The sequence below is a fragment of the Cytobacillus sp. genome (assembly GCF_964223445.1).
Taxonomy (GTDB): Bacteria; Bacillota; Bacilli; order Bacillales; family Cytobacillaceae; genus Cytobacillus.
In genome coordinates this window covers 59,390-71,934 of record NZ_CAXQGS010000067.1, presented here as the reverse complement: position 1 = coordinate 71,934, position 12,545 = coordinate 59,390, and the positions used below count along the sequence as shown (strand labels likewise).

The following is a 12,545-nucleotide window of genomic DNA, read 5'->3' as shown; positions in this document are numbered from 1 at the left end:
ACTGGAGTTCAGACGTGTGCTCTTCCGATCTTTTCGTTCCAGCTTGCTTGTTACCTGCTGAATCAAACCGTATTCCGCTATAACTTCCTTTTCAAGAAGGGTATCACTTTGATCCACAAAACGCTTTTTTAGAATCCGCTGCAGAGAAATGCATACATGCAGCACAACCTCCAGATATCCGCTGTCAGCAAACCGGGCAGGTGCACCAGAAAAAACAGTCTGAACAATGCTGTTCACGTGGAAAAGATAGTCCGGTTCAAAGTAATGAAGGACCCTTTCTTCACCCAGCTTCCTTTTTTCAAGCAAGAATAGTTTCTCAATTAATTCTTCATGAAAATATTGGAGGAAAAAATGGGCGAGCGCTCTTCGTTTGTTTGCTTCTGCTCCGTGAAGCTCTACCCCGACTCCCCGTTTTCTGGTAAGCTGCACCTGGAAAACGGATAGCCATTGGGCAAGTTCATCCAGATAAGCTGACAGGGTTGCCGTGCTGATGCCGAGGTAGCTTGCCAGAACCTGAGTTTTGTATAAATCTTCTTCTAGAATGGCTATAAGAAGGCGGAGTTTCTTTTCCTGAGGAGTCTGGTCGACCGGTTCACTGCTGGTCAAATGCTGTATCAGCCGGAAAATCTGCTCATTTTTCCCTTCAATAGCAAGGCCCTGATTTACATTGCGTGTTAACTTCAAATCGAACTCACTGACGATTTTCTCTACTGCCTTTAAATCCCTCTGTATTGTCCTCGCACTGACATTCAACGAAGATGCAATCGACAATGCCGTGTGTTTACCAGATGTTTTTATAATAGATTCAATAATGGCTTTTTCCCTCGATGTAATATACATGAGATCAGCTCATTTCTAAAATTAGTGACAAAAACACTGAATAGAAAAGCGCATAATAACGCTTTTCTATTCGGAAATATCTTTATTTTTATTTCTTGCCGATAATATCCATAATGGTCTGTGCCGATTCAGCCTCAGCCAATTTTTCGATATTATCCATGTCAGAACATGTTACCGCGATTCCTGACAGGATTTCAAGGTGTGTGCCGTCTTTGCCTGCTATTCCGAAGATCAGACGGACCTTTTGGCCATCGAAATCTACTCCATTTGGCACCTGGATAACAGTAAAGCCGGATTTGATCACAGCTTTTTTGGCTTCTTCGGTTCCATGCGGGATCGCTACATCATTTCCCATATAAGTGGACGTGATATTATCACGTTCAATCATCGCTTCAATATAGCTTTCTTCCACATAGCCTGCATCGACAAGCACTCTTCCTGCGAAGCGGATTGCTTCATCCTTATCAGCAAATTCTTTGTTCAGGAAAATATTTTCCGGACGCAATAAATCGTCATCGTGAGCCATTTCTTCGTCCACGGTGTCAGGAACATTTTCTTCAGCATCTTCAACGATTTCATGCAGTTCCGAGTTAGCCGGGAACTGGAGGGCGCTGATCAGCTTGTCATACTCCGGACTTGATAGGAAGTTATCAACCGATACATGGAATGCATTCGGCACTTTTTGGCGTGCCCTTGGTGTCAGTTCTTCCTGTGTAATGACGATTTCTGCATCTGATGGAAGATTGGAAATCGCTGTATTCGTAACAGCAATGTCCATGCCCGCTTCCTTCACCTTTTTTCGGAGAAGTGATGCACCCATGGCACTTGAGCCCATACCTGCATCACAGGCAAAATAGATTTTGGTAACATTATCGGGCATTGCAGCCTGACCGCCTTCAAACACATTGGAAACAGAACTTTTCTTGCCTTTCATTTCCTGCATCTTTTTCGCAGCTTCTTCAATATCCTCTTCACCCTGCTTGCCCGTCTTCATAATAAAGGCAGACACGATGAATGACACAGCAGCAGCCACAAGCACACCTGCGAAGTTCGCAATATACGCACTTGCATGATGAGGCGTTACAGCCGTGATGGCGATGATGCTGCCCGGTGATGACGGAGCGAATAATCCACCGCCTAAAAGAACCAGTGTGAACACACCGCTCATTCCGCCAAGGATGACAGCAATAATGAGCATAGGACGCATTAAGATGTAAGGGAAATAAATTTCATGAATCCCGCCGAAGAAGTGAATGATTCCGGCACCTGGAGCAGATTTCTTGGCATTGCCTCTTCCAAAGAACATGTAAGCAAGCAAGACACCGATACCAGGTCCTGGGTTTGCTTCAAGCAGGAACAGGATGGATTGTCCTGTTTCTTTTACCTGTTCAACGCCAATTGGCGAAAGAACACCATGGTTGATGGCATTGTTCAAGAATAAAACTTTTGCCGGTTCAATTAAGATGCTTGTCAGCGGCAGAAGTCCTGTGCCAATCAGCCAGTCAACTCCAGCTACAAGCCAGCCCGTGAATACATCAACCGCAGGGCCCACTCCCAGGAATGCAAGGATGGCAATAATTGCACCAAGAATTCCAGCTGAGAAGTTGTTCACAAGCATTTCAAAGCCAGCACGGACCTTTCCTTCGATCATCTGGTCAAATTTCTTAATCACATAACCGCCTAAAGGACCTATAACCATGGCGCCAAGGAACATCGGCACCTCAGCACCAGCGATGACCCCCATTGTTGCAATTGCACCCACAACAGCACCGCGCTGATCATGTACAAGCTTACCTCCGGTATAACCAATTAATAATGGAAGCAAGTATGTCACCATTGGACCTACCATTTTGGCAAGGCTTTCATTTGGGAAGAAGCCAGTAGGTATAAATAAAGCTGTAATAAGACCCCATGCTATAAAAGCAGAGATATTCGGCATAACCATTGAGCTCAGAAAATTACCGAACTTCTGTACAGCTACTTTTAGATTAGATTGAGCCATGTACACTCATCCTTTCGAAATATAGTACTTTATTATTAATGGTAATGGACAAATGGGCTATACTCAACAAAGGAGAAACCTAACTTTGTCGCGCAACGGATGACAAAACTAGTGTTTCTCCTTTCCCAGCCTCATTGATTATATTTATAGCTGTTGAAATTAAAAACCTGAACCTTTACCTTGATATCAGTAAGAGAGTCTTTCTCCAAATAGAAATTGCCTGTTTTTTCTAATTCTGCAAATTTCTCAGGATGCATCCGAAACCATTTCTCGCCGGCATTCAGATAATCAATCTTATTTTCCACTCCATCCAAATATAGTGTTCTTAGTTTTGCTTTTATTTCCTCTTCAACCAGACTGGTTAATCGGTTCATGGAAATGTCCTGTACTTTTTCCAGGACATCAGCGCGAATGGATAAATCAATAGAAAATTTGGGGCTGGAGGAATCTTCATCATATTTGATTTTCAGCCTCGGGCTTTCGAGCTTTACTGCTGCAGCCAATTTCCCCTCTACATCGACTCTTTCATCTACAGCAATATATTTTTCCATCAGCCAATTAAGAAATAAGGAGTCCTCAAAAGCTAGTTCCTTCATATATTTTCTGTTTTGAAAAACGGAATAGCCATCAAAATATAATACAGGATAATCCTTGTCTGCCTTCCAGCTTGTTTTATCAATTTTAACGGAGGGCAGTTTCGCTGCATTCATTGGCTCATAATATTCCCGCAGAAAATTCATTAATGCTACCGGCCTAATTTCATTTTGCGCAACCTCATAAGCATCTTTTTTAAATAGAACGGTGTATACGGCTGGATAATTAAACAAGGCATTAGTATTTAAAACCTCCTCAATCCCTTCTTCTGTTGTTACGACATGAAGCGTAGGGCGGATAGAACGGTTCTTTCCAATCTCCTCCACCACTTCCTGAAATTTGTGCTGAACAATCCGGTTTGTGATGACAAGAGTCTTTACATGGCCAAAATATAAGGGAGGTTCCGATACTTTATACAGCTTTCGTACTGCTAAATTTAATGTTTCTCCTTTTGCAGAAGCCACAAAAATTGGGACAGGCTCTGCAGATTTTCCGCCTTCCTGCTTGGCGACATTTAAAAAATTTAATCCCTGGAGATATACTGTATATTCCTCTTTTGCTTCATCATAATCCATACCGATTGAAACAATATAGGTTAAATCCTGTATATTTTTGATGCCGGAACAGCCTGAGAGCAAAAAACAGCATGACGCAACCATCAAAATCACGCTTCTGGCCATTACTTCTCCCTCCTCGTGGGATCGTCAGGGCTGGTGGAAGTGGAGCGGGATTTATAAAATTGTACAGGCAGCATCAGAAATGCCTTTATGCTTTCTCTCCAGCTGATTGGAGCTACAGCTGAGAGGTAAGGAACTCCAAAGGATGAGAGCGTCGAAAAGTATAAAACGGTGATTATATAGCATAAGATGACACCAAACAAGCCTAAAAAAGTACTCATGATGATGACGAAGAATCTAATAATGGTTATGGCAGAACTAAGGGACTGACTTACAAGGGTAAAAGATGAAATATAAGTAATCGCCGCAACAACCAGCATCGTTGGAGAAGTTAAGCCTGCTCTTATAGCTGCATCCCCGACAATCAAACCTCCCAGTACGGCCACTGTCTGCCCAATGGCTCTCGGCAGCCTGATTCCTGCTTCATTAAAAAGCTCAAACAATAGGAGAATGATGAACATCTCAATTGGGGCACTCAAAGGCAGCCCAAATCGGGATACCGAAATAGTCGCAACGAGCAAGTAAGGTATTTGTTCAATATTAAATGCGGAAAAAGCGATCCATACCCCTGGCAGGAAACCTGATACCGTTATCCCAATCATTCTGATAAATCTTTCCATACTCACAAACGCATAATTCATGTAAAAATCTTCAGGCGATTTAGTCTGCAATAATAAACTGACTGGGGCATATGTGACGGTTGGATTCCCATCCACCAATATGGCGAACCTCCCCTGATTCAGTGCCTGAACGATAAAATCCGGACGGCCGGTATAATCAAGACTGGGGAAAATCGAATAGGGGCGATCCCTGATTAGGGAGTCAAGTTCATGGATGCTCGTCAAGACATCAAGCTCAACATTCCCCAGCCTTTTGTGAATCTCTTCGAGAACACGCTTATCAATAATGTCTTCAATATACATTAGGGCCACTTTCGTTTTGCTTCGTTTTCCAAATGTATATTTTTCAACACATAAAGTGCTGGTATTAAGCCTTCTGCGTATTAAAGATATATTGGTCTGCAGATCTTCTACAAATCCATCCTTTGGACCTCTAATGGATGTCTCCAGCGCAGATTCTTCAGGCTGCCTTTTTGGAAGGTTTGCTGCCCTAATACTTAATAGGTCTTTATCAGCCAGGAACAGAAAATTCCCCTCAAAAAGCATTTGAGACAAGTCATCAATTGACTTATCAGTTACCAGGTCAGCTTGAAATAAAGTCCTGAGCTTATCTTTTGCCAGGCCCTCCTTCTCGGCTGCAATCATCGGCAGGATATATTGATCCAAATATTGAGTATCCACCAACGTATCAAAATATAATATGTCAAACTGATCTTTCTCTGTAACATGAGCTTTGCTCACAAAATCGCCGCTTTTGCTTAATTGCTGTTTTAACTCTTCAGCCTTTGCGCAGCCATTCTCTTTAGGTTGAGGATTGGACTTTAGAATTCTTGTTCTTGCCATGTTTCTCATCCCTTTTCTTCAAAACTAATACAATCAGGGCAGATAAAAGGATATAGGACACAAAAAACACCATACTGACTGGAAGATAATACTTATAGATAAATTGATAAAAAGTGTGGGTTTCGATCTTAATGCACATCAATCCAAACAAAATCATGTATAAAGTAAGGACCAATTTGGGATTCAGTCGATAATGTTTCTTTTTGACTTGAAAAAATGCACCTACTAAATACATAAATAAGCCAATTCTGATTAATGCCCCGCTCAGCCACTGATATAAGGCGAGAAAGTCCAGATGAGAGATGTACTCTCCAATGCTTAAAACCCTCCATTGCTCATGGGCAGGGTAAAGAAATTTCGTCGCTTCTACAGGACCAAATTCCATGATCGAGGCTGTAAGCGGCCCCAAAGTTAATCCTGTCAGAATCGTCAAAAGGAAAACTAAATGCTTGAATTTAAAGGGTTTTTGTGAGTATGGCTGCAGTATGAGGATGATATATATCTCAAGCAGCCCCGAAAGAGTATAAACAATTCCGCTCATGAAAGGTTCTAAACCGCCTGCAAATAGGGGAAACAACAGGCCGGGGTCCTTCAATCTGGTGTTTGTAATGGAAATAAATACTCCGAAAAGCATCACTAACGGCAGCAGTACACCGCTAGATATAGCCATATATTTCACACCGGCCATAGTCATGATGGAACAAACAATAATTAAAATGATGTTAATCATTAATACAGAGGCATCTGCCAGGAAAAACGCATTTAACCAAATCATTAAGTCTCTGAACGTTATATAGGAGCTAGTAATTAAAAAAACAATAACGGGAACCGATAAAAGTACGGAAAACGTCCTGCCAAGACGCTGTCTCAGCATGGAAAAGAAACCTTCATCTGATGAGTTTTTAAGTATGTAGTAAATAAGCCACATGAAAAAGAGAGAGAGTGGATAAGCGGCAATCACACTCAGCCAGCTGTCTCTTCCGGCAGCGGTCAATAAATTCGGAATCAAAATAACATGGTTCAGCAAGCCTGTAGACAGGATGAGCAATAAAAACAGTTGTCTGGGTATTAGGACTTTAACTAAATTTTGCATAACGTTCTCCAGCTATTAGTTTTATTAAGTATGCTTACCAGACAAGAGCAATTTATGTAATGAGATTCTAATCCAAAATCAAAGAGGGATGAAATGAAAGCGAATGTCGCATGACCGCTTTTGATTCATCCCTTTCATTTAATTTCCTTACTGATGCTCTTCCTCAGCAGCCATGGCATCTGCCTTCGTTTGATGCACCGTTCCAAATGGATGCTGTGGCGGTGCGTAAATGGAGTATAGCTTGAGGGGTTTGCTGCCTGTATTGATGACATTATGATATTTTCCTGCAGGGATGATAATGGCAAAATCGTCCGCAACTTTCCGCTGAAAATCTAACCGATCCTTGCTGTTCCCCATCTGCACTATCCCTTCTCCCTCTTCAATTCTTAAGAATTGATCAAGTTCAGGATGAATTTCCAGACCAATATCCTCACCTGCTTTTATGCTCATCAATGTCAGCTGCAAATGCTGTCCTGTCCATATTGATGTCCGAAATGTGTTATTTTGCTTTGTCGCTTCCTCTATATCAACGACAAATGGCTGAGGCCCATAATCGGTAATCCGGTCATTTAGTGAAACAAGGCGCGCTGCATTTTCCTGTTCCCCTGTCATAGCCCAAATGAACACATTTTGAACCTGCGGAAGCTGTGAAAGTGCGGACCCCCGCTGATACTCCTGGAAACCCTCCATTTCCAATTGATAAGCCCTATGCAAACCATCACGGTAATGCTCAATGGATACATCGCCAATCTGATACTCCGGCTGTTTTCCTGTTAAATTGTAATAAAGATTGCAGAAATGGGTTAAATGGACTTTTTTCCCTTCGATAGCCTGAATAATATTTTGCTTATGCTCTTCATTAGGGGCTTGTTCTGCAAGCTGCGTGTATAGCTCAAGTACCGAAGCTTCCCTTTTGACTCCTTCAAGGACCGTTTCACAAAGCTGCTGAAAATGATCCTGATTGCTTCTTAACATGTCGTCAGTATGAAATACAGGTGCATTTACTAAAGGGTAATATGGATAGGAATACGCATTAGGATGATACAATATATGTCATTCCCTTCACAGATTTATCAACACATCATATGCCTATAAAAAAAGAAGGTACGTTGGATTTTTCATGTTGGGCATATGGACGAATTAAAAAGAACCAGTCTTGTCCTGTTTATAGGACTGTAAGACTGGCTCTTTTTTAATCGTATTATTTCTTAGGAATTTCACAGCCATCATCATCACAGATCATACCGTCATGATCATTTAAAACAGTAATCTCATCCTCTGCAATAATCTTCTGCAAAGCTTGAACAAACATCTCAGTTGGCTGTGCTCCGCTAAGGGCATACTTTTTATTGATAAGGAAAAATGGAACCCCTGTGATGCGGTATTGCTGGGCCAATTGCTCATCTGCACGGACTGCATCTGCAAACTCATTGCCGGCAAGCATTTTTTCAGCCTCTTCACGGTTCAGGCCAACTTCTTCGGCTAATTCTGCTAAAGCGGCATGATCCCCTATATGCCTTGAATCTGTAAAATAAGCACGCAGCAGCCGTTCAGTCATTTCTTTCATTAGCCCTTTCGTTTTGGCAAACATCGTCAGACGGTGAGCATCAAACGTGTTTGTGAGAACGACGGTATCAATGTTGAATTCCAGCCCGGCGTTTCTTGCCATCTGCACCATGTTTTTCGTGTTGGCTTTCGCCTGTTCAATCGTCATCCCATATTTTTTGGATAACTTTTCATACATGTTATCCTTTATATCCCGTTCAGCTGTCGGGTCCAGCTCAAAGCAGCGATAAGTCACTTCAATCGGATGATTAATCTGTTTAATGGCATCCTCCAGATGCCTTTTGCCAATATAGCAAAACGGTCAAGCGAAGTCAGTCCACATTTCAATATGCATTTTCCATTCCTCCAATACTGTATATTCTTCTTTAGTATAGTAGGCGGCATTTTATTTTACACGGAAAGTGCTTAAGAGTGCTGATTTGGGATTAACACCCGTATAAGGATGGGCATTGTCATTTTGGTCGCTATTGATTGTGATTAACTGCCATTTCTTATGGGATCCTTTTATTTTGGTCGTTAATCAGCTTGATTAACGACCATTTCTTACGGCACTCAGCCTTTTTCGTCGTTATTGATCAAGATTAACTACCTTATATAGTCGAAAAAAAGCTGGAAAAAGGTATACGTCCCTTCCCCAGCCATCAGCAATTATATATTTGCCAGGTCATCATGGTCTGCCGGATGCGGCGGCTCCTCGAACCAGCCATTTTTTATGAGAATGTTTGCACCATCTTCAGCAAAATTAGCAATTTCAGCAGATAAACGAATGAAGTTAATCGCAATATCTTTTCGCGCACTTGAAGCAGCACTTGTTGCATAAATCCCTGCACTTAAGGCAATAAGGGATGTGGTCATAAACATCATTAATTTATCTGAAAAAGGTGGATCAGTGGAATCTGTTACTTCCATATCCCAACTCATGCTAACTGGCAAATAACTTTCTTCGAGCATTCCAGCAAAGACTTTTGTATGTTTGGCCGCTATGTCCCTGCCCCTTACCATGAATTGGCCAACTTCCTTCGATTGGGCAACCTGGCTAAATCCCACCATAATCGTTTTTCCCATGGCATTCTTTTTCAAATTCATATATATATTACTAATTTCAATAACATTCGGCGGTCTTTTATCACCAAACAATCCACCCATAAATTTTTTGCTTTCTACAAAGCTGGTTTCTTTTACTGGGATGACATGGGGAGATTTCATATACAAGCCTTTTTGCAGCAGCATATTTTTAAGCTTTGTTTCATATTCATTAACTTCCATTAAACAATTATTAAAGTAATTAACGATATCAGACCGGACAGAAAGTGTTTTGGCCAGCGCATAAAAGCTGACTGCAAACATGGCAATATTATAGAGGAAGTGAAGGGAAAAATTTTCTGAAAACAGCTTTGAATCTTTTGCCTTTACATCCTCTTCGGCTTTAAATCCATATGGCACGGATAACCCTTCGTTTTCAAAAAAACCAGTAAGTTTCTGTAAATGTGTTTCTGTTAATTGAATGCTATCCCGAAGCATGGACTGCAGTTCCATATCTTCAACAGTATTTAAAAAGTATGTGAAAATACAATTACACATGCTGCTGTTCAAATAAGCAGACCATAATTGCGCTATTTCAGCTGCAGTTAATTCCGAGTTCTGATTATTACTCATTGGCTGCACGTCCCCCTTTTTTATTTTATTATTTCCAAAGTCCTGAAATAAAAAAGAAACTTTTTATTAAAAACAGGAGTTCATGCTGGATCATTTCACCATTAATAACAGACCAAATATGGGGCATCCTATCAATGGGAGGTGTCTCTTTTGATCGTATATCACGGTTCTACAAGAAAATTTGACCACTTTCACAAAGAGCAGGCCATTCAAAAAACAATGAAAGAGTTCGATACGCTTGGCATATGGTTTTCATCTGACATAGAGTCTGCTAAGCCATTTGCTGTCGGGACAGAAACAGTCATCGAAACATCAGAAACTGAGCTTTGGGAAGATGGAGTACCCAAAGTAATTCAGTATGACAAGCCAGTCCGCGGATTTGTTTATAAAGTGTATATAGATGAACCCATTTTAAAGGACTACGATTCCTTTGAACATTTCATGAATGAACGGGATCCCTATTGTGACTATGCAAGCGTAAAAAAAAGACACCTTACCTGGAAAGATAAGGCGATCTTACTGAATAAAGATGAAGCCAATGCAGCTTTTCGCAAAAGTCTTGCGAAGCAAGGCTACGATGGTATTGCCGTACAGAAAATGGGCATTGAAACCGGTGATCAGGATATGTATTGCATTTTTTCGGATGAAATTCTGCAGATTGCCGATGTCTATCCAGTGGAATAAACGGCTGCCCAGATCTCTTATAATATTTCTTTCAGCCAGGAAACTGCCTGATCGAGGTCCTCTTTTGCCGTATATCTTCCAAGACTGAATCTGACAGCACCCATTCCCACATGTTCAGGAACCTTCATTTCCCTCAAAACAGGGGACAATTCAACTTTGCCTGAATGGCAGGCAGATCCTGTAGAGGCAGCAAGCTGTGGGATGGCGGCTAAAATGTCCTGGCCAACCCGATTGACAAAACTGACATTCAGGGTATTCGGCAGCCGTTTTTCTTCATGGCCGTTAAGGACTACCTCATCACCAAATGCCTCCTTCAATTGAACCCAGAAATAATTCGTTAAGTCAGCAAGCTTCCGGTCCCTTGCATGCTCCTGAGCTAACTCACAGGCTTTGCCAAGCCCGGCTGCAAGCAGTGTGTTCTCTGTTCCTGCACGCACTCCAAACTCGTGTCCGGCCCCATGAATGAGCGGCTCAAGCTCTATGCCCTTTCTGATATATAAGGCGCCAATTCCTTTAGGAGCATACAGTTTATGGCCCGCTATCGTGAGCATATCCACATTGAGGAGGTCAACATCAACAGGTACCTTGCCCACAGATTGAGACGCATCGGTATGAAAAGCGATCCTGTGTCTTCTGGCGATTTCCCCTATTTCTTCAATCGGCTGAAGGGTCCCCACTTCATTGTTTGAATGCATGATGGTGATCAGGATTGTCTCTTCCCTAATCGCATCTTCAATTGCCTCGGGAGAAACCATCCCAAATGCATCTACATCCACCATGGTAATTTCTGCACCCAGGCGCTCCAGAAATTTCAGGGGCTCCACGATGGCAGGATGCTCGATTTTTGACGTAATGATGTGTTTGCCTTTTTCCAGATGTTTGTAATAATAACCCTTTAATGCCAAATTATTCGCTTCACTTCCGCCGCTTGTAAAAATAACCTCTTCCGGCGAACATGACAACAAGCCAGCTGCCTGTTTCCTTGCAATCTTCAGCTTCTCTTTTACTGGCTGCCCAGCCCAATGCAATGCGGAAGGATTTCCGTAAAAGTCCGTCAGCAATGGACTCATGGCATCTATAACCTCTGGTGCCAAAGGTGTGCTTGCATTGTAATCGAGATAGACTTTGTTCATTCCCTTCTCCCCCTTTTCTTTAAGAATATCAAATTCAATAAAATAGAGGAATAGAGCTGCTTCAGCTCATAGAAAAAGGGACATCAGTTCCCCCTCAAACTTCATTTAACAAAAAATTTACAGGCCAATTATATTCTATTAATAAAGAACACTTAGAATAAAACTATGCACAATCGAAAGGAGCTGGCGGAATGCTTGAGAAACTGTTCAGATTAGTGGTCCTGACGATTTTTTGTACACTTTTTCCGTAAGTTGTAATCTAAAAATACTGCTTCAAGCACCTCTTCTTTTACCTCTTCATCGAAATATACTTGATACAAACTTGCATCCTCCCTTGAACTGACATTCCTCAGGATATCCTGTTTAATCATGCTCTTACACTCATTATTACACATCAAAATTAAATCAATTAAAAAAAGAGCCCTGCCCAAGGACAAAGCTCTACCCCTTTAATAATAGTAAGGATATGGCGGATACGGGTATGGCGGGTAAGGGTAGTATGGATATCCAAATCCCGGGCCGGGTGTAAGCAATGCTCCGGTCGCTAGCCCCCCTAAAAATCCAAGTCCAAGTCCAAAACCAGGTCCTACGAACCCGAATCCCGGACGCCCAAAACCAAATCCGGGCCTTCCGATTCCAAATCCAGGCCGGACTCGATGGTCAGTGAAATACACGCCATTGTGCGGGACATACTCCTGTGCCACTGGCATGTGCTGATATTGATAATCCAAACGGAACTCCTCCTCTATATTTGTCTACAGTAAAGGATATGCGTCAGTTGCCTATGGGGTATGGGCCCCTGCCCCTTTATCCGAAAACAATCTTCATTTAGTAGAT

Annotated in this window: 11 protein-coding genes; 1 reads left to right on the top strand and 10 read right to left on the bottom strand. The window is 41.9% G+C overall.

The genetic code is table 11. The features are described from left to right. The 8 genes from ACEQ1T_RS13070 to ACEQ1T_RS13035 all read right to left on the bottom strand — a co-directional run. Positions 1-840: transcription antiterminator (locus ACEQ1T_RS13070; protein WP_372530245.1), on the bottom strand; the 840-nt coding region annotated here is incomplete at its 3' end. A gap of 88 nt (positions 841-928) precedes the next feature. Beyond that, positions 929-2,842: a PTS mannitol transporter subunit IICBA gene (locus tag ACEQ1T_RS13065; protein ID WP_370223261.1), complete on the bottom strand. Its 1,914-nt coding sequence runs from the start codon at positions 2,840-2,842 to the stop codon at positions 929-931. 131 nt (positions 2,843-2,973) lie between these two features. Beyond that, positions 2,974-4,116, bottom strand: a complete 1,143-nt coding sequence (locus ACEQ1T_RS13060; RefSeq protein WP_370223260.1) for a Ger(x)C family spore germination protein — start codon at positions 4,114-4,116, stop codon at positions 2,974-2,976. Beyond that, positions 4,116-5,576 carry a spore germination protein gene (locus ACEQ1T_RS13055; RefSeq protein WP_370223259.1) on the bottom strand — a complete coding sequence of 487 codons (1,461 nt, stop codon included), beginning with the start codon at positions 5,574-5,576 and terminating at the stop codon, positions 4,116-4,118. Before ACEQ1T_RS13055 ends, ACEQ1T_RS13060 begins: the two co-directional genes overlap by 1 nt. Further along, positions 5,536-6,669 (bottom strand): endospore germination permease, encoded by a 1,134-nt coding sequence (locus ACEQ1T_RS13050; RefSeq protein ID WP_370223257.1) that lies wholly within the window; start codon positions 6,667-6,669, stop codon positions 5,536-5,538. The genes ACEQ1T_RS13055 and ACEQ1T_RS13050 overlap by 41 nt, the downstream gene beginning before the upstream one ends. Positions 6,670-6,816: 147 nt before the next feature. Further along, positions 6,817-7,716 carry a cupin domain-containing protein gene (locus ACEQ1T_RS13045; RefSeq protein WP_370223256.1) on the bottom strand — a complete coding sequence of 300 codons (900 nt, stop codon included), beginning with the start codon at positions 7,714-7,716 and terminating at the stop codon, positions 6,817-6,819. 154 nt (positions 7,717-7,870) lie between these two features. Beyond that, positions 7,871-8,524 (bottom strand): DsbA family protein, encoded by a 654-nt coding sequence (locus tag ACEQ1T_RS13040; RefSeq protein ID WP_370223266.1) that lies wholly within the window; start codon positions 8,522-8,524, stop codon positions 7,871-7,873. A gap of 359 nt (positions 8,525-8,883) precedes the next feature. Continuing rightward, positions 8,884-9,891: a DUF3231 family protein gene (locus tag ACEQ1T_RS13035; RefSeq protein WP_370223255.1), complete on the bottom strand. Its 1,008-nt coding sequence runs from the start codon at positions 9,889-9,891 to the stop codon at positions 8,884-8,886. Between the two features lie 141 nt (positions 9,892-10,032). On the opposite strand from ACEQ1T_RS13035, the gene ACEQ1T_RS13030 reads away from it, so the two are divergent. Continuing rightward, positions 10,033-10,575, top strand: coding sequence for a hypothetical protein (locus ACEQ1T_RS13030; RefSeq protein ID WP_370223253.1), 543 nt, complete (start codon positions 10,033-10,035; stop codon positions 10,573-10,575). A gap of 17 nt (positions 10,576-10,592) precedes the next feature. Here the strand turns inward: ACEQ1T_RS13030 and ACEQ1T_RS13025 are convergent, their stop codons facing one another. Together ACEQ1T_RS13025 and ACEQ1T_RS13020 are read right to left on the bottom strand one after the other, a co-directional pair. After that, positions 10,593-11,708, bottom strand: a complete 1,116-nt coding sequence (locus ACEQ1T_RS13025) for a cysteine desulfurase family protein (RefSeq protein ID WP_370223252.1) — start codon at positions 11,706-11,708, stop codon at positions 10,593-10,595. Positions 11,709-12,157: 449 nt separating this feature from the next. After that, entirely contained in the window at positions 12,158-12,418 is a 261-nt protein-coding gene (locus ACEQ1T_RS13020; RefSeq protein ID WP_370223265.1) for a hypothetical protein, read from the bottom strand. Positions 12,419-12,545 lie beyond the last annotated feature (127 nt).